At 71.9% G+C, this 17,414-nt stretch carries 14 protein-coding genes; 9 read left to right on the top strand and 5 right to left on the bottom strand.

Annotation, left to right across the window (positions count from 1 at the left end):
* Positions 1-200 (top strand): CGNR zinc finger domain-containing protein (locus MTP10_RS29755; protein ID WP_310713235.1); only part of this gene is annotated, 200 nt, incomplete at its 5' end.
* A gap of 130 nt (positions 201-330) precedes the next feature.
* Here MTP10_RS29755 and MTP10_RS29750 read toward each other — a convergent pair.
* Positions 331-1,515 (bottom strand): MFS transporter, encoded by a 1,185-nt coding sequence (locus MTP10_RS29750; RefSeq protein ID WP_310713234.1) that lies wholly within the window; start codon positions 1,513-1,515, stop codon positions 331-333.
* Positions 1,516-1,598: 83 nt separating this feature from the next.
* Between MTP10_RS29750 and MTP10_RS29745 the strand changes: the two genes are divergently transcribed.
* The 4 genes from MTP10_RS29745 to MTP10_RS29730 all read left to right on the top strand — a co-directional run bounded on the left by MTP10_RS29745 (position 1,599) and on the right by MTP10_RS29730 (position 6,920).
* Complete coding sequence (locus tag MTP10_RS29745) at positions 1,599-2,654, top strand: LacI family DNA-binding transcriptional regulator (protein ID WP_310713233.1); 1,056 nt, start codon at positions 1,599-1,601, stop codon at positions 2,652-2,654.
* Positions 2,655-2,829: 175 nt separating this feature from the next.
* The gene (locus tag MTP10_RS29740) at positions 2,830-5,106 is read left to right on the top strand and encodes an ATP-binding domain-containing protein (protein WP_310713232.1); all 2,277 of its coding nucleotides are present in this window, start codon (positions 2,830-2,832) and stop codon (positions 5,104-5,106) included.
* Positions 5,107-5,271: 165 nt separating this feature from the next.
* Complete coding sequence (locus MTP10_RS29735; protein ID WP_310713231.1) at positions 5,272-6,141, top strand: helix-turn-helix transcriptional regulator; 870 nt, start codon at positions 5,272-5,274, stop codon at positions 6,139-6,141.
* 26 nt (positions 6,142-6,167) lie between these two features.
* Complete coding sequence (locus MTP10_RS29730) at positions 6,168-6,920, top strand: SDR family oxidoreductase (protein WP_310713230.1); 753 nt, start codon at positions 6,168-6,170, stop codon at positions 6,918-6,920.
* 63 nt (positions 6,921-6,983) lie between these two features.
* Here MTP10_RS29730 and MTP10_RS29725 read toward each other — a convergent pair whose 3' ends face one another.
* Positions 6,984-7,445, bottom strand: coding sequence for a MarR family transcriptional regulator (locus tag MTP10_RS29725; protein WP_310713229.1), 462 nt, complete (start codon positions 7,443-7,445; stop codon positions 6,984-6,986).
* A gap of 107 nt (positions 7,446-7,552) precedes the next feature.
* On the opposite strand from MTP10_RS29725, the gene MTP10_RS29720 reads away from it, so the two are divergent.
* Positions 7,553-10,825: an efflux RND transporter permease subunit gene (locus MTP10_RS29720; protein ID WP_310713228.1), complete on the top strand. Its 3,273-nt coding sequence runs from the start codon at positions 7,553-7,555 to the stop codon at positions 10,823-10,825.
* 50 nt (positions 10,826-10,875) lie between these two features.
* Here MTP10_RS29720 and MTP10_RS29715 read toward each other — a convergent pair whose 3' ends face one another.
* From MTP10_RS29715 to MTP10_RS29705, 3 genes are all read right to left on the bottom strand, one after another.
* On the bottom strand, positions 10,876-11,697 hold the full coding sequence (locus MTP10_RS29715; protein ID WP_310713227.1) for a methyltransferase domain-containing protein: 822 nt from the start codon (positions 11,695-11,697) through the stop codon (positions 10,876-10,878).
* 121 nt (positions 11,698-11,818) lie between these two features.
* Positions 11,819-13,240: a protein kinase domain-containing protein gene (locus MTP10_RS29710; protein ID WP_310713226.1), complete on the bottom strand. Its 1,422-nt coding sequence runs from the start codon at positions 13,238-13,240 to the stop codon at positions 11,819-11,821.
* A 454-nt stretch (positions 13,241-13,694) separates the two neighbouring features.
* A complete protein-coding gene (locus MTP10_RS29705; protein WP_310713225.1) occupies positions 13,695-14,063 on the bottom strand; it encodes a hypothetical protein in 369 nt (122 codons plus the stop codon).
* Between the two features lie 154 nt (positions 14,064-14,217).
* Here MTP10_RS29705 and MTP10_RS29700 point away from each other — a divergent pair, with 154 nt between their 5' ends.
* Genes MTP10_RS29700 through MTP10_RS29690 form a run of 3 tightly spaced genes read left to right on the top strand, consistent with a single transcriptional unit; the run spans position 14,218 to position 17,383 of the window.
* A complete protein-coding gene (locus tag MTP10_RS29700) occupies positions 14,218-15,273 on the top strand; it encodes a histidine kinase (protein ID WP_310713224.1) in 1,056 nt (351 codons plus the stop codon).
* A gap of 8 nt (positions 15,274-15,281) precedes the next feature.
* Positions 15,282-15,968, top strand: coding sequence for a response regulator transcription factor (locus MTP10_RS29695; protein ID WP_310713223.1), 687 nt, complete (start codon positions 15,282-15,284; stop codon positions 15,966-15,968).
* 35 nt (positions 15,969-16,003) lie between these two features.
* Positions 16,004-17,383: a nitrilase-related carbon-nitrogen hydrolase gene (locus tag MTP10_RS29690; RefSeq protein WP_310713222.1), complete on the top strand. Its 1,380-nt coding sequence runs from the start codon at positions 16,004-16,006 to the stop codon at positions 17,381-17,383.
* Positions 17,384-17,414: the final 31 nt, after the last annotated feature.

The raw sequence follows: 17,414 nt of genomic DNA, 5'->3' as shown, positions 1-17,414 counted from the left end.
CGGCGGCCTCCGCGAGCCACGCGGAGGCCGCCGCCGACCTGCTGGCGGACCCGGCGGCCGGGCGCGTCCGCGAGTGCGAGGCCGACGACTGCGTCATGCTCTTCCTGCCCGCGCACCCCCGCCGCCGGTGGTGCTCGGCCGCCCGCTGCGGCAACCGCGCCCGCGTCGCCCGCTACTACCAGCGGCACAAGTCCCCCTGACGCACCCGGGGCGCCGTCCGCGTTGACCCGGATGCGGCGTGGGGCGAGGTCGAGGCCGCGCTCGCGCCGGCCCGCCAGATCAAGGCCCATGCCCCGCACTGCCGGGTCAGGGCTTCCGGCGGCAACAAGATCAAGTACTGGCGGCTTTCGAGCTCACCTCGGTGCTGTCCCGGGAGGGGACGACGGCTCTGAGCGCGGGCCACGCCAGCAGCGCCAAGGCCGTGGAGAGTGCCGCCACGGCCAGCATGGCGCCCGGCAGCCCGGTCGTCTGCGCCCAGTGCCCCACGTACACCGGCCCGGCGAGGTAGCCGAGATAGGCCATGGTGGACACGACCGAGGTGGCGGCACCGCGGGTGGCGGCGGGGACGTTGGCGGTGGCGAGGCCGAGCACGGTGGGGAAGAGCACGGCGGTGCCGACGGCGGCCAGGGCCAGCCCGAGCAGAGCCAGAGGGAGAGACGCGGTGAGGGCCAGCAGGGACGTCCCCGCCGCGGAGATCACCGCGCCGGCGGTGAGAACGATCCAGGCACGACGGGCCTTCACCGCGCTGATCGCGAAGCGGGTGAGCGAGACGGCAAGTGCGAAGACCGCGGGCCCGGTGCCGACCAGCGCGGGTCCGGCGCGCACGGTATCGGCGAGGTAGACGGCGCTCCAGCTCTGGTGAGCGTTCTCCACGGCGAACCCGAGCGCCCCCAGTGCGCCCGCGACGAGCAGGAGCGGCAGATGAGCGCGCAGACCCGGCCGGCTGTGCGCGGCTGAGGTGCGGGCGTGATCGTGGCGGCCGGGATCGGCCTGCGGGCGATCGCCGGTGCCGATGGCGGCGCTCACAGCGCCGGCGGCGAGCACGACCAGCAAGTACGGCACGACCACGGGCAGGCCGGCGGCGTTCAGCAGGCCGGTGACGAGGCTGGCCGCGACCACGGCCAAGGAGAAGAAGCCGTGCGCCCGGGTGATGACTGGACGGCCGTTGGCCCGTTCGGCGGAGCCGGCCGCCGCGTTGATGGTCACGTCCGCGGCGCCGGACGACGCGCCGAGAACCGCCAGTCCTACGGACAGGGCCGGCAGGTCGCGAGCGGTGACGGCCACGGCGACGCCGGCGATCCCGAGCGACGTCAGGGTGATCGCCGTGACGCGCTGCCCCCACCGGTCCACGGCCCGGCCCGCGAGAGGCATGGCGGGCAGGGCACCGGCGGCGATGAACAGCAGCGCGGTGCCGAGCTGGCCATCGGTCAGCCCGGCCTGGTCGCGGATGGCGGGGACGGACGCGCCCCACACGCCCCAGAACGCACCGAAGACAGTGAATCCCGCGTACGGCACCCAGGCCCGGGTGTGACCATGACGGATGCTCGTTTGTGTATCGTTACACATGGAGTGTAACGATACACAAGATAGGGTGAGGCATGGCCAAAGACCCTTCTCGGCCCCGGCCGACCATGGCGGAGGTGGCTCGCGCGGCGAAGGTGTCGGTGATGACCGTCTCCTACACCTACGCCCAGCCTGATCGCGTCTCCGAACGCACCCGGGCCAGGGTGCGCGAGGCCGCCACACGACTGGGATACCCCGGCCCTCATCCGGGGGCCCGCTCGCTGCGCAGGGGACGGACCGGCAGTCTCGGGGTGGTGCTGGGCGAGCACCTGACGTACGCCTTCGAGGATCCTCAGGCCACCCGGTTCCTGGCCGGCGTCGCCGAGGTGTGCGCCGGTCACGGCCTGGGGCTCACGATCGTGCCCATCACCGGGGCGCCCTCCGATGCCGACCGGGTCGCCGAGGCCGCGGTGGACGGTTTCGTCGTCTGGACGACCAGCGACGACGACCCCGTGCTGCCGGCGGTGGCCGTCACCGGTCTGCCCGCCGTCGTGCACGGCGGACCACAGCACCGGGACGTGCCGTTCGTGGCCATCGACGACAGGGCAGCGGCCCGCGCCGTCGCCGCCGAGGCCCTCGCCGGCGCCCGGCGGCCGATGGTGCTCAGCTTCCCGCTCGATCGCGCCCGGACGACCGGGGTGCGCAACGGGCTGGATCCGGCCGAGGCCACTTTCCGTGTGACTCGTGAGCGCCTGCGCGGAGTCCGGGACGCCTGGGAGGCAACCGGCGGCCGATGGCCGCAGGTGCGAGTCGCGGTGTGCGCACGCAACAGCGCGTGCGAGGCGGACTCCCTGGCCACCGCGCTCCTCGCGGGGCCGGACGCCCCGGACGCGGTCATGGCCATGAGCGACGAGCTCGCCCTGGGCCTGATGCGGGCGGCCGCTCGTGCCGGTCTCGCCGTCCCCGGCGACCTCGCCGTCACCGGCTGGGACGACACCGACGCGGCCGCCGCCGCCGGGCTGACGACCGTCGCGCAGAACCTGCGCGCCCAGGGAGCTCGCTGCGCGCAACTGGTCCTGGGCGAGGAAGCGGCGGATGAGACCGGCCCGATCGAGTGGCGCCTGGTCCTGCGCGACTCCACCCGCCGATGACCACGGTCAAGCGCGCGCTCCGGGCAAGGGACCTGGAACCGCTCAACGCGCCGTGAAGGTCGCGGGCGCCGCGGACCTGCGTGGTTGCGGCGGGCTCGACGGGAGGGTTAAGCTCGCATGCTCGACACAGAATGAGCTGCGCTTCACAGACCTCCCGATAGGAGTATACCACGGCATGAGTAAGCGTCAAGATGCTCTTGCGGAAGCCCTTGACAAGGAACAGGTGACTGTTTCGGCGCTCTACGGCCACCTCGACGAGGCCCGTGCCCGGGCCGAGGCGGCGCTGCGGACGGCGCACCTGGGCGGCGGGGCCGGCGGCACCCGGCAGGCGCGGGTGGAGCGTGAGGTGGCGGCCGCCGAGCAGACGCGGCGGCTGGCCAGGCTGCGGGCCGTGGAGCGCGGCCTGTGCTTCGGCCGGATCGACGACGTGTCCGGCCGGAGCCTGTACGTGGGCCGGATCGGGCTTCGCGACGCCGAGCACGAGTCGGTGCTGATCGACTGGCGGGCCCCGGCCGCCCGCCCCTTCTACGTGGCCACGGCCGGCGACCCCGACGGGCTGCTGCGCCGCCGCCACCTGCATCTCAAGGACCGTACGGTCGTGGGCCTGGACGACGAGGTGTTCGACCTGGAGCAGATGAGCGACGGCGACCGGCGCACGCTGGTCGGCGAGGCGGCGCTGCTGGCGGCCCTGCGGCGGGGGCGCACGGGCCGGATGGGCGACGTGGTGGCCACGATCCAGACCGAGCAGGACCGGGTGATCCGCTCGACGCTGCAGGGCGCGCTGGTGGTGCAGGGCGGTCCCGGCACCGGCAAGACCGTCGCGGCGCTGCACCGGGCCGCGTACCTGCTCTACACCCACCGCGACACGCTGGAGCGGCGCGGCGTGCTGGTGATCGGGCCGAACGCGATGTTCCTGCGCTACATCGGCCAGGTGCTGCCGTCGCTGGGCGAGACGCAGGTGGTGATGGCGACGCTGGGCGAGCTGTTCCCCGGCGTGCGGGCGGTGGCGGCCGACGACCCGGAGGTGGCCGTGGTCAAGGGCGACGCGCGGATGGCCGAGGTGGTGGAGGCGGCGGTGCGCGCCCGCCAGCGCGTTCCTCGCGGCGACCTGGAGGTGCGCCTCGACGGGCTGACGCTGCGAGTGCCGCACGAGACGTGCCTGCGGCTGCGCGACCGGGCGCGCGCGGTGCGGCTGCGGCACAACATGGCGCGCAAGCTGTTCGTCACCGAGCTGCTCAAGGAGCTCGCGCGGGCCGAGGCGCGGGCGGTGGAGGAGTCGCTGCGCCTGCCCGAGATGGAGCTGGAGGACCCGGAGCTGGCCGAGCCGCTCGACCTGGAGGGCGACCTGGACGAGCTGGACGTGGAGCTGGCCGCCCGGCGGCTGTGGCAGGAGCCGCCGGTGCGCGAGGCGATCGACGGGCTCTGGCCGGAGCTGACGCCCCAGCGGCTGATCTCCGAGCTGCTGTCCTCCTCCGACACGCTGTGGGAGGTGTGCCCGTCGGGGGTGGACTGGCCCCTGCTCGTACGGCCGGCGGACGCGCCGTGGACGGTCGGCGACGTACCGCTGCTGGACGAGGCCGCCGAGCTGCTCGGCGAGGACGACTCCGCGGCCCGTGCCGCCGCCCGTGCCGCCGGCGCGGAGTGGGAGGGGCAGGAGCTGTACGCCCGCGAGGTGCTGGAGTCCACGGGCCTGCTGGAGGAGGGCGTCTTCGGCCGGGCCGACGTGCTCGCCGGCCGGCACGCGGACGGCGGCGAGGAGCTGACCACGGCCGAGCGGGCGGTGGCCGACCGCTCCTGGGCCTACGGGCACGTGATCGTGGACGAGGCGCAGGAGCTGTCGGCGATGGCCTGGCGGATGGTGATGCGGCGGGTCCCGGCCAAGTCGCTGACGATCGTGGGCGACATCGCGCAGACCGGCTCGGCGGCGGGCGCCGCCTCCTGGGCCGGGGTGCTGGACCCGCACCTGAAGGGCCGCTGGCGGGAGGAGCGGCTGCTCGTCAACTACCGGACGCCCGTGGAGATCATGCGCGTGGCGGCCGACGTGCTGCGCTCCGTGGCGCCGGGGGAGGAGCCGCCCGAGTCGGTGCGCGAGGGCGGCGACGAGCCGCGGGCGGTGCGGTGCGGGATCGCCGAGCTGCCCCGGCTGGTGGCGGAGGAGCTGGCCGCGATCGGCGAGGGCCGGGCGGGCGTCATCTGCCCGGACGCCCTGCACGCGCGGGTGGCGGCGCTGTTCCCGGGCGACGACCTGGAGGAGGCGGTGGTGGCGCTGACCGTGACCCGGTCCAAGGGGCTGGAGTTCGACGCGGTCGTGGTGGTGGACCCGGCGGGGATCCTGGCGCAGTCGCCGAAGGGCGGCCAGGACCTGTACGTGGCGGTGACGCGGGCGACGCGCCGGCTGACGGTCGTCCACGAGGGCGATCTGCCGGAGGTGCTGTCCCGGCTCGACCGCTGAAATCTACTTTGTAAAGGCGCCGGGCCGTCGTCCGAACTCCGTCCGGAGAGACGCTGCGGGCACAGCGCTCTCGCACGCGAGACGGCCCGGCCGGTCACCGGCACCCCCGGGCAGCGGCACGCCTCGGCGCGCTGTCCGGACGAGGTCTGTCACTAGCATGACCTCATGGACATCTCCCGGCTCTCCACAGCTGCGCGGCAGCGGCGCAGTGCCGAGTTGCGTGCGTTCCTCCGGTCGCGGCGAGACCGGGTGACGCCCGCTGACGTGGGCATGCCGGCAGGCGAGGGCCGCCGTACGCCCGGGCTGCGGCGGGAGGAGGTGGCGGTGCTCGCCGGCATAGGAGTGTCCTGGTACACCTGGCTGGAGCAGGGACGCGACATCAACGTCTCCGCCGACGTCCTGGACGCCATCGCCAGGGTGCTGCGCCTGGAGCCCACCGAGCGCGAGCACCTGTACCTCCTCGCCGGCCTCAATCCGCCGCAGGCGGCCCCGTCCGATGGCCGGGTCCCCGATGCCGTGCGGCGACTGCTGGAGGGCTGGCTGCCGCGGCCCGCGTACGTCATCGACCGGCACTGGAACGTCCTCGCGGTCAACCGCGCGGCGGAGGTCGTGTTCCAGTGCAACGAGTACGACCACAACTGCCTGGTCAGCTTCTTCACCAACGCCCGCTACCGGGCGGCAGTCGTGGACTGGCACGACACGGCGCGAGCGATGATCGGCCTGTTCCGGGCGGACGCCGCCCGCTACCCGGACGACCCCGAGTTCGGCCGCCTGGCCTCGGACATGTGCGCCGCGAGCCCCGCCTTCGCCGAGATCTGGGCGGAACTCCCCGTGGGCGGCCCCACCCACGGCACCAAGGCCCTGGAGATTCCCGGTCTGGGGACGCTGACCTTCGAGGCCATCACCCTGCCGCTGCCCGAGCTGCCGGGCCACCGCCTGTCGCTGCACACCCCCGCACCCGGGACGGGAACGACGGCTCTGCTGGAGCGCCTGATGGTGGTGTCAGACCCAGGTTCAGCCAACACTGCCGCGTAGGCTCGCGCCGTTCGAGGATCGTCGGCATGAAGCGATTCACGAACAGAACAGTCTTGATCACCGGCGGCACCAGCGGCATCGGCTTCGCGACCGCGCGCAGGCTCCTCGACGAGGGCGCGTACGTCGTCATCACCGGCCGCGACCAGGCCCGTCTCGACATCGCGGCAGAACGCCTGGGCTCCGAGCGGGTCCTGCCCGTCCGCGCGGACGTCAGCGTCGACGCCGACCTCGCTCTCCTCGTGCGACGCATCGAGACCTGGCGCGGCGCCCTCCACGCGGTCTTCGCCAATGCCGGAATCGCGGACTTCAGGCCGGAGTTCACCCCGGAGGACTTCGACCACACCGTCGACATCAACTTCAAGGGAGTGTTCTTCACGATCCAGAAGGCGCTGCCGCTGATGGGCGACGGAGGCGCTGTCGTCATCAACGCCTCCTGGACCCTGCACCGCGGCCTCCCGGTGGCCTCGATCTACGCCGCCAGCAAGGCGGCCGTGCACAATCTCGCCCGCACGCTCGGCACCGACCTCGCGCCCCGCGGCATCCGCGTCAACTCCGTCAGCCCCGGCTACATCGAGACCGAGATGTACCGGTCCGCGATCGACCCCGGCGCGGAGAGCCGCATCTTGGCGGAGGTGCCGCTCGGCTCGCTCGGCCACCCGGACGATGTCGCCGCTGCCGTCGCCTTCCTGGCCTCGGACGACGCGTCGTACATCACCGGTCAGGACCTCGTCATCGACGGCGGCCTCGTGGGAGCGGCGCCCCTCGGGCTGCGCCTTTGACGGCCCTGCGACAGCCGTAGGAGTCGGGTGCGGCGCCGTCCACGGCTCAGCCAGATGGTCGACTCAGCCGCGCGAGGTCTCTTCCTTCTCCAGGTCTTCCGCGATGTCCCTGATGCGGCGGACGATCGTGTCGAGGGTGCGCAGCGTGCCGGTGTCGAGGTGCTCCATGACCCGCCGGTAGTGCTGCATGCCGGCGTCCTGGATGCGCCCGATGAGGTCGGTGCCCTCGGCGGTCAGCTCGACCCGGCGCACGCGCCGGTCGTGGGGGTCCTCGTGCCGGCTGACCAGTCCCTGGGCGACGAGGCGGTCGACGATGCCGGTGACCGTGCCGAGGCCGACGCCGAGGTCGTGGGCGAGCTCCTGGCCCGAGGCGGAGCCGTGGAGGGCCAGGACCATGACGACCTTGAGCTGGCGCATCGTCAGGTTGGAGCTGAACAGGGGAGACGGGTGCCGGGCGAAGGCCCGCCCGAGGCCCCGCTGGGTCTCCGTGATCCGGCGGATCAGGTCTTCGCGTTCGTCGTCCACTCTCACCTCTTCGCTTCCTGAGAAGCTTATCAGGAAGCTCGCCTTGTCCTAAATATTCGTATGGGGCGAAGTGTTAGTCTCGGGGCGAACACTTGGAGGGACCCCTCATGACCGCACTCGCCCGGTTGAGCCTCGCCAACCGCACGCTTGTCATCCTGGTCGCGGTCGTGCTCAGCGCATTCGGCGCGTTCACGATTCCGCAGTTGAAACAGCAGTTGCTGCCGTCCTTGGCCTTCCCCGGCGCCTTCGTGATCGCCTCCTATCCCGGGGCGTCCCCGGAGATCGTGGAGGACCAGGTCACCCAGCCCCTGGAGGACGCCTTCCAGGGACTCGACGGCATGGAGCAGATGACCTCGACGTCGAAGGAGGGCCTGGCGCAGATCCAGGTCGCCTTCGCCTTCGGCACGGACATCGAGGCGTCGTTGAACAAGATGCAGCAGGCTGTCAGCCGGGTGCAGCCCCAGTTGCCGTCCGGGGTCGAGCCGCAGGTCGGGGCCGGGAACACCGACGACATCCCGGTGATGGTGCTGGCGGTGGGCGACGGCGGCGACTCACGGGCGATGGCGGACAAGCTGCGCCAGGTCATGCTGCCGGAGTTGCAGGGCATCAAGGGTGTACGGGAGGCGACGGTCACGGGCACCCGGGACGAGGTCGTGACGATCACCCCGGACCTGGGCAAGATGGCGAAGGCCGGGGTGTCGGCCACGCAGATCCCCGAGGTGCTGAGGGCCAACGGCACGCCGGTCCCGGCCGGGACGCTCACCTCGGACGGCAGGTCGCTGACCGTACAGGTGGGCGCCCGGGTCGACTCGGTGGCGAAGCTGAAGGCCCTCTACCTGACGCCCGCCCAGCCGCAGGCCCCCTCCACCGCGCAGCCGCAGGCGAGCCGCCCCCAGAGCGGCCAGCCGCAGAGCGCGGGCCAGCCCCAGGCCGGCCAGCCCCAGAGCGGGCAGCCGCAGTCGGGCCGGCCGCAGACGGCGCAGGCTCAGCCGGTGGTCAAGGCGTTGAAGCCGGTCAAGCTGGGTGACGTCGCCACCGTGGAGCGGGGCCTGGCCGAGCCGACCTCGATCACCCGTACCGACGGCAAGACCAGCCTCGGCGTGTCGGTGACGATGACGCCCGACGGCAACGCGGTGAGCATCTCGGGCGACGTACGCGAGAAGCTGCCCGACCTGACCAAAGCCCTCGGCGACTCCTCCGACACGGCGGTCGAGGTGGTCTTCGACCAGGCGCCGTACGTGCAGGAGTCGATCGAGAACCTCACCACCGAGGGCCTGCTCGGCCTGGCGTTCGCGGTGCTGGTCATCCTGGTGTTCCTGCTGTCGATCCGGTCCACGCTGGTGACCGCGGTGTCGATCCCGCTGTCGGTGATCATCGCGCTGATCGCGTTGTGGGCCGGCGACTACTCGCTGAACATGCTCACGCTCGGCGCGCTGACCATCGCGGTCGGCCGGGTGGTGGACGACTCGATCGTCGTCCTGGAGAACATCAAGCGCCACCTCGGCTACGGCGAGCCCAAGCTGCGGGCGATCCTGTCGGCGGTCCGGGAAGTGTCGGGCGCGGTGACGGCCTCGACGCTGACGACGGTGGCGGTGTTCGCGCCGATCGCGGTGGTCGGCGGCATGGTCGGCGAGCTGTTCGGGCCGTTCGCGATCACGGTGGCGGTGGCGCTGCTCGCCTCGCTGCTGGTGTCGCTGACGGTGATCCCGGTGCTGGCGTACTGGTTCCTCAAGGCCCCCGACCTGACACCCGAGCAGGCGCGCGCCCAGCGTGAGGAGGCCGAGGCCAAGGAGCTGCGCAGCCCGCTGCAGCGCGCCTACCTGCCGGTGCTGCGGTTCGCGACGCGCTACAAGCTGGTGACCGTGCTCGTCGGGGTGGCGGTGTTCATCGGCACGATGGGCCTGACGAGCCGGCTGGAGACGAACTTCCTCGACTCCTCCGGCCAGAACACGGTGTCGGTGACCCAGCGGATGCCCGTCGGCACCGACCTGGCCACCACCGACGCGGCGGCCAAGAAGGTCGAGGGCGTGCTGACCGGCCTGGACGGCGTCGAGTCGTACCAGGTGACGGTGGGCGGCGGCAACGCGCTGCAGGGCGGCTTCGGCGGGGGCGCCGGCGCGGACCGGGCCTCGTACTCCCTGACCCTGGCCGAGAACGCCGACACCCCCAAGGTGGAGCAGGCGCTGCGCGATCGGCTGGCCGGCATGAAGGACGTCGGCGAGGTGCGCGTCGGCGGCTCGGGCGGCGGCTTCTCCTCCGACACGGTGGACGTGATCGTGCAGGCGCCCGACAGCGCGGCGCTGCGCTCGGCGGCCGACCAGGTCAAGGCGGCCATGGGCGAGGTGACCGGACTGCGGGACATCACCTCCAACCTGGAGGCCAGCGCGCCCCGCGTGGACGTGCGGGTGGACCGTGAGAAGGCCGCGGCCAAGGGCCTGACGGAGGCGCAGATCGGCCAGAGCGTGGCGCAGGCCTTCCGCGGCGCCCCCCTCGGCCAGCTCACGCTCGACGGACGGGCCAGCGACCTGGTGCTGCGCACCGGCGACGCTCCCGACGACGTCAAGGCGATCGAGAACCTGAAGCTGCCCACCGCCGCCGGCCTGGTCAAGCTGTCGTCGGTGGCCGAGGTGGAGCAGGTGGCCGGGCCCACGCAGGTCACCCGCATCGACGGTGACCGCTCGGCGACCGTGTCCGCCAAGACCACGAGCAGCGACCTGGGCAGCCTCACACAGACGCTGGACACCCGCCTGAAGAAGCTGAACCTGTCCGGCGGCGCCACGTACGAGATCGGTGGCGCGTCTGCCGATCAGCAGGAGGCGTTCTCCGACCTGGGCATGGCGATGCTGGCGGCCATCGCGATCGTCTTCCTGATCATGGTGGCGACGTTCCGCAGCTTCGCCCAGCCGCTCATCCTGCTGGTGTCGATCCCGTTCGCCGCGACCGGCGCCGTCGGCCTGCTGGTGGCCACCGGCACCGCGATGGGCGTGCCGGCGCTGATCGGCATGCTGATGCTCATCGGCATCGTGGTGACCAACGCGATCGTGCTCATCGACCTCATCAACCAGTACCGCGATCAGGGCCTGGGCATCGTCGAGGCGGTCATCGAGGGCGGCCGGCGCCGCCTGCGGCCGATCCTCATGACGGCGGTGGCCACGATCTGCGCGCTGACGCCGATGGCGCTGGGCGTGACGGGATCGGGCGGATTCATCTCGCAGCCGCTGGCGATCGTGGTCATCGGCGGCCTGATCACCAGCACGCTCCTGACGCTGGTGCTCGTGCCGACGCTGTACGTGATGGTCGAGCGGGCCAAGGAGCGGATGCGGCGCCGCCCGGCCGAGCCGAAGGCGGAAGAGCCGAAGGTGCTCGCCCCCACCCCGTGAAACGCGGCTGACCGAACGAGGCTGACCGGCGGGGCGCCACATCCCGCCGGTCAGCCCACTCGGCGGAGGGTGGCGATGTAGTCGACCGTCGAGTTCTCGTCATAGGTGGCGTCGGTGAGTTCCCAGCCCGTGCCGGAGGCCAGGTCGGCGAGCTCACGTGGTGCCAGGCACAGGTAGTGGAACCAGGGTGTCGCCACGTCGCGATAGCGGATCCGCATGGTCCGTTGTCCGGCGATGCGGCCGGCCCGCAGGTTCCGTTCGTTGTAGGGCAGATGCTGTGGATCGTCGCAATCGGTCCTGTTGTTGCCCTGGCCGACGATCACGGCGCCGGGTGCGGCCATCGCGGCCAGAGCCCGCAGGAACCGCGGTGCGCGCTCGCGGCTTTCCAGCAGGCCCAGGTTGGCGCCCAGGAGCAGGAAGCTGTCGTAACGCGCCCCCGTCGCGGCGTGTTCGTCGACCGTGCCGAGAACGGCTGACCGGATCCCTTGCTGCCTGCACACCTCGAGCGCGCCAGGGGAGATGTCGATCGCGGTGACGGCGTGGCCCCGGTCGAGCAACGCGCGCGCGGCTCGTCCGCCGCCGGCGCCGATGTCCAGGACCTTTCCCTGGAGCAGATCCAATGCCCGGCGTTGCTCGGCCGGCCACTGCTCGATCGGCGCGAGCCAGGGCGCGACGGGAAGGGACTTCACCAGGCCGTCGTCGCGTTCCACGATCTGGAGGACCGGGGCGGCGTCCGAGGTCAGAGATGCCCGGTAGGCGTCGCGCAGCATGTCCCCGATCGCGTCGCCGGTGCGAGGACCGAGGCGATCCTCCTGGTCGCGCGGCTCATCTTCCGCGAGACGTCCAGAAGTACGGAGGTCGGGAGCGTGCACAGTGTCTCCTTGGCCGGAACCGGGGCGGATCATCACGTCGCGACGGGCAGGGGAAGGGGCGTCCGGCCGCCCTGCCGGGCGAGGCGGCGGAAGAAGCCCGGGATTCCGGCCGGCCCGGTCATCAGCGAGACGGCTCCGTCCTCGTCCGGATCCTTGTCCGCGTGGTGCCCGAGACCTCGGCGGTGCGCGGGCTCTCGGTGGTGGGTGGGCTCTCGGCGGTCCGCGGGATCGGGAGCTCCCCGGCCGCGAGCCGCCGCAGTGCGGTCCGGGCGGTGTGCTCGTCGCCGAGCAGGTCCGCGATGACGCCGATCACTCCGGCCGGCTCCTCGCCGTGGGCGGACCGGATGGCCTGGAGTGCGTGCTCGCGGGGCAGATCGGAGTCGTCCTCCGGCGTGACCGGCCGCATGTGCCACGTCGCGAACAGCAGCGTCATGGCGAGGGCGTGCAGGTCGTCGGTGTCTCGTGGCGGCTCGTCGCGCCGCTGCCGCGCCGGCGCATAGCCATGCGTCCCTCCGGGGAGGTGCAGGCCGTCGTAGCCGGCCACGCCGAAGTCGACGACGCTGACCCGGTCACCGTCGATCACCACGTTCTTCGGTGCGAGGTCGCGCATGACGACGCCGCGCGCATGAAGATCGAGGAGGATCCGCGCGAGTCGTCGGGCGAGCGTTTCGAGGCGACGCCGATCTCGGGCGCCGGGATGCGCGTCGATCGGGTACGGACCGTTCCGGGCGACGTCCTCGGCGAGGTTGACCGGGCCGGCGTCGGACGTCACCAGGAACTCGTCCTGTCCGTGCCGGAAGTGATCCAGGAATCGCGGGACACCGGGGCAGTCCTTGAGCGCCTGCAGGACCCGGCGTTCGTTGCGCAGCCGCATGCGGATGTCGCCCGAGGTGGCGGTCTCGTCCACCAGGGCGCGGGCCTGCTTGATGACGACGTACGTCCCGTCGCGCTGATCGACGGCTCGATAGACGTTGCCCCGCGCGGATTCGAAGATTCCCTCGACGACCCGGTAGTGGTGGCCGAGAACCGCCGGCTCCTCCGGAGCGCTCTCTTCACCCGGGCGCAGGCCGGTGAACGGATCGACGACCCAGGCCGGCTGCTCGTAGTGCAGGCCGGCGCGCCCCTCGAACTCCTCTCCGCCGGGCCCGTCGATCCGGGCGGCGAACCGTCCCCGCGCGCCGGAGTCGCCGGCCTTCCTGAACGGGCCGTACCGGTAGTACACCGGGGAGTCCTGGTCCACCCGCCGATCGCTGAGCACCCGCGGCCCCGGATGACCACGCAGGAGTTCGGCCAGCTCCAGGCCCAGCCCCCGGACACGCCGCTGGTCCGGGTAGATCGTGAACGCCTTCCCGACGCTCGCCGGGGCGCTGTAGCCGTTGTTCAGCCTGTCGAGGACCTGGTGCGAGCGTGCGAGCTTGAACACGCAGCCCTCGGCCAGAAGGAGCGGAACGAGCTTCTCGACCAGCTCCGAGTAGGTTGCCGACCGGGAGGAGACGTGCAGTTTCCAGCCATGGTCGGGCAGCGGGACACCATCAGGACGCACCGTCAGCCACGTCGGTCCGAGACGGATGCGATGGCCGGTCCGGACATGCTCTTCGACGATTCTCTCGATGGCTTCGGAGTCCCTCGCTGACACCTCAGACATTGACGCCATCACACCAGAAGAGCATGCCGGACCTCTTCTCCCAGGACGTTCAGCACGGCCTCGACAGCGGGCCAGGTGCCGTCAGTCGCCTACGACCAGGTGCTGTCGGCCGCCTGGGACCAGGTGCTGTCGATCTGCAGCCGCCCCTCCTGCGCCATGACGGTCTCGAGGAAGCCGACGGTCGGCTCCGGCACGTTTGTACCTGCTTCACGGGGTTCCAGAGCAAGCAGAGTGTTCAAGGCGACTCCCTCTCTGTCGGCGCCGCCACGGCGCTTCCGACGATCTTCCCCTGTATAGCATTTTGACGATCTTCGTCGCCATTCTTGGCTTCTGTACCACTTTGTGTGGCGAGTCAGCGGACCGGGGACAGGCGCAGCGCCGCCTTGCGACCGGTCAGTGAGACAACGCGCACGCCGATTCCGTTGACCGATCCGGAGGCTCCCGCGCCGAGTGTCGCCTGTGAGCTCACGCCTGGTCCTGTGCCCTTCACCCGCACGACCTGCCTGGTGAAGGTGATGGACAGTCTGGTGATGCCGTAGCGGGAGCTGACCCGGAACGACACGGGCCTGGAAAGGGTGAGTTCGCACCTGCCGTCGAAGCAGGCGCGGAGATTCGGGCCCGTAGCGGCCGCTGTGCTGACCACGGGCGCCTGGCCGGCCGCCCCCAGGCCACCGGTGATGCTTGAAGAGAGCAGGAGTAAGGCAGCGATCGTGTGGGACATGATCCTCCGTACGGGCGCTTCAAGGGATGTCTGCTTCACTCTCGACCCTGTGTCAGAACCGGGGATCCGTCCAGGGGCCGCCTGGGCGAGCTCACTCGCCTGATCACTCCTGAGAGCGATGCCCGGCGTCCCGGAATTCCTGGATAGTGGGCGGATGCCGGTGCTGTCGTCGCGCACGACCGAAGTCGCGATCACGGGTGCGGTGACCGTGGCCACCGTGGGCCCCCTCCTGGTGCCCGAGCCGCGCGCCTGGTGGATCGTGGCGCTGGGCTTCCTGGCCTCGGCGCCGGTGTGGTGGCGGCGCCGGGCACCGATGGCCACGGGGCTGCTGGTGGGCGCGGCGATGACCGTCATGGTCATGTGGGAGAAGCCGTTTCTGCCGTTCGGGCCGCTCGTGGCCGTGTACACCGTCGCCGAGCTCAGCCCGTTGCGGGTGCGGATGGCCGCCATCCCGATCGTCGCCGCCACGGTGGGGGTCTCGCTGGCCCTGCCCGCCGAGGACGACCAGACCGTCCGGCTGATCGGGACCGCGTTCGTGGCCGCCTACGCGCTGGGCACCAGCGCCCGCGCCCGCCACTCCCGCCTGGCCGAGCTGGCCGAACGGGCCCGCAGGCTGGAGCAGGAGCACCTCGCGGCGGTGGCCGGCGAGCGCACCCGCATCGCCCGCGACATGCACGACATCGTCACCCACTCCGTCGGGCTCATGGTCGTGCAGGCCGAGGCGGGGCCACTGGATCCGGCGCGGGCCGAGGCGGCCTTCGAGGCGATCGCCGAGACCGGCAGGGGGGCGCTCGTCGAGCTGCGCGGGCTGCTGGCCGCGCTGCGCTCAGCGGGCGGCGACCTCGTGGAACCCCGCCTCGACGGCCTGCCGGGACTGCTCGAGCGCACCGGCCTCGAGACGACGCTGACCGTCGAGGGCGATCCGCGGCCCATCACCGGTGGCGTCGAGGCGGCCGCCTACCGGATCGTCCAGGAGGCCCTGACCAACGTGCTCAAACACGCGGGTACTCCCGCCGTCCACGTGCGGGTGCGGTGGGGCGAGCAGGGGCTGGAGATCGAGATCGCCGACGGGGGCGGCGGGCCGAACGGGCACTCCGGCGGGTACGGCCTGGCCGGGATGCGGGAACGCGCCGCCGCGTGCGGCGGCACGCTGCACGCGGGGAGCGGCGACACCGGCGGATTCGTGGTCAGGGCGGCCTTTCCTGTTTGATGGTGATCATGCTGCGTGTGCTTGTCGCCGACGACCAGGATCTCTTCAGGGCGGGCTTCGGCCTGATCCTCGGCTCGCAACCGGACATGGAGGTCGTCGGCGAGGCGGCCGACGGCGAGTCCGCGGTGGCCGCCGCCGTCGAACTGCGGCCCGACGTGGTGGTGATGGACGTGCGCATGCCCGGCATGAACGGCATCGAGGCCACCCGGCAGATCTGTGCCGCCACCACGGCCAAGGTCCTGGTGCTGACCATGTTCGACCTGGACGAGTACGTCTACGACGCCGTGCGCGCCGGAGCCAGTGGCTTCCTGCTCAAGGACATCCGCAGGGACGAGCTGGCGGAAGCCGTCCGCACCATCGCGGCCGGTGACTCGCTGCTGTCCCCCGCCGCCACCAGGCGACTGCTGGAGGACCTGGTCAGGCGGCCCAGCCACGACGTCGCGCCGCGCCTGGCGGCCAGGCTGGGCGAGCTGACCGACCGCGAGCGCGAGACGCTGCGGCTGGTGGCCCGCGGGCTGTCCAACGCCGAGATCGCCGCCGAGCTCGTCGTCACCGAGCACACGGTCAAGACCCACGTGAGCCGCATGCTGACCAAGCTGACCCTCCGCGACCGGGTGCAGGCGGTCGCCTTCGCCTATGAGTCCGGCCTCGTCGTCCCCGGTGGGAGTGACACAGGAGATCACGCTCACGACTGACGCGCCCGCCGGGGCGTTGTCCAGATCATCGAGGTGTGAACAAATTCGCTCCTGTCGCCGCCGCTCTGCTGTCGGCGCTCCTCCTGCATCTGGGGACCGGGCTCCATCCGGTGCCCTGGCTGACCTGGGTGGCGTTCCTGCCGGTCCTGCTCGTGGTGAGCAGGGTGGGCGCCGGCACGGCCTTCGCCTCGGCGTCACTGGCCTGGCTGGGCGGTCAGACGCAGATGTGGTCCTACTACTCCAGCACCATCGAGACCCCTCTGGTCGTGACGGCGTCCATCATCATCGGCACGTCGATCGCGTTCGGCCTCATCACCCTGCTCTTCCGCACCCTCCTGGCCGGAGGGCGCCAGGTCCTCGCGACGCTGGCCGTGCCGGCGGCATGGGTGGCGCTGGAGTACGCGGTCTCGCTGTCGGCGCCGCACGGCGCCTGGTGGAGTCTCGCCTACACCCAGGCGGACGTGTCACCCGTGCTGCAGACCGCCGCGCTCACGGGGGTCTGGGGCATCACGTTCCTGCTCCTGCTGGTGCCTGCCGCCATCGCCGCCGTGCTCGCGCCGGGCGCGCCCGGCAGGCTGCGGGTCGCCGTCACGGCGGGCGCGATCCTGGGCCTGGCGCTCGGCCACGGAGTCTGGCGTTCGACGGGCCCTGCCGACGGCCTCGGCCGGCAGGTCGCGCTCGTCTCCACCGACGACCCGCCCGACTCGGTCGAGCTGAGCTCCCCGCAGGGACGAGAGCTCTCGCGCCGCTACACCTCTGCGATCCAGGCCGCCGCGGCCGGGGGCGCCCGCGTGGTGATCCTGCCGGAGAAGACCTTTCGCACCGACTCTCCGCTGCCACGGGGCGGGCCCGGTGTGGACGTCGTCGTCGGCGCCGTCCTCCGCAAGGGCGACGTGACGGTCAACGCGGCCCTGGCCTACCCGGTGGAGTACGACAAACAGCACATGATTCCCGGTCTGGAGTCGGAGCTGACTCCCGGCAGGAGCCTGACCTTCCTGCCCGGCTCCACGTGGGGCCTGATCATCTGTAAGGACCTGGACTTCCCCGAGCTGGTGCGCGACTACCGCAGCAGGGGAGCCACCGCCTTGCTCGCCCCCGCGTGGGACTTCGGCGACGACGCCTGGCTGCACAGCCGGATGGCGATCACCCGCGGGGTCGAGAGCGGCCTGTCGGTCGCCCGAGCCGCCCGCGGGGGACTGCTGGTCGTCAGCGACCCGCGGGGACGTGTGCTGGCCGAGGCGCGCAGCGCCAAGGAGATGACCACGGTCACCGCCGCACTGCCCGGCCGCGCGCGGACCACCCTGTACGGGCGGCTGGGCGACTGGGCGGCGTGGGCCTCGGCCGGGCTGCTGCTCCTGGGACTGGCCGGGCTCATGCGTGGCGCCGCCCGCCGGCGTTCCGCTGATCAGCCGTAGACGTGACAAGTCGGTGTTGTATAGCCTTTCT

Origin of the sequence: Nonomuraea sp. 3-1Str (assembly GCF_031570565.1) — a bacterium.
Taxonomy (GTDB): domain Bacteria; phylum Actinomycetota; class Actinomycetes; order Streptosporangiales; family Streptosporangiaceae; genus Nonomuraea.
Note: the sequence above shows the minus strand (reverse complement) of the source record. Positions and strands in the feature narration are given on the sequence as shown.

Bases quoted from the DNA above. Each gene is read 5' to 3' on its own strand.
- MTP10_RS29730 (WP_310713230.1), top strand. From the start codon at position 6,168: ATGAAGCGATTCACGAACAGAACAGTCTTGATCACCGGCGGCACCAGC.
- MTP10_RS29695 (WP_310713223.1), top strand. From the start codon at position 15,282: ATGCTGCGTGTGCTTGTCGCCGACGACCAGGATCTCTTCAGGGCGGGC.
- MTP10_RS29700 (WP_310713224.1), top strand. From the start codon at position 14,218: ATGCCGGTGCTGTCGTCGCGCACGACCGAAGTCGCGATCACGGGTGCG.
- MTP10_RS29740 (WP_310713232.1), top strand. From the start codon at position 2,830: ATGAGTAAGCGTCAAGATGCTCTTGCGGAAGCCCTTGACAAGGAACAG.
- MTP10_RS29735 (WP_310713231.1), top strand. From the start codon at position 5,272: ATGGACATCTCCCGGCTCTCCACAGCTGCGCGGCAGCGGCGCAGTGCC.
- MTP10_RS29720 (WP_310713228.1), top strand. From the start codon at position 7,553: ATGACCGCACTCGCCCGGTTGAGCCTCGCCAACCGCACGCTTGTCATC.
- MTP10_RS29705 (WP_310713225.1), bottom strand. From the start codon at position 14,063: ATGTCCCACACGATCGCTGCCTTACTCCTGCTCTCTTCAAGCATCACC.
- MTP10_RS29745 (WP_310713233.1), top strand. From the start codon at position 1,599: ATGGCCAAAGACCCTTCTCGGCCCCGGCCGACCATGGCGGAGGTGGCT.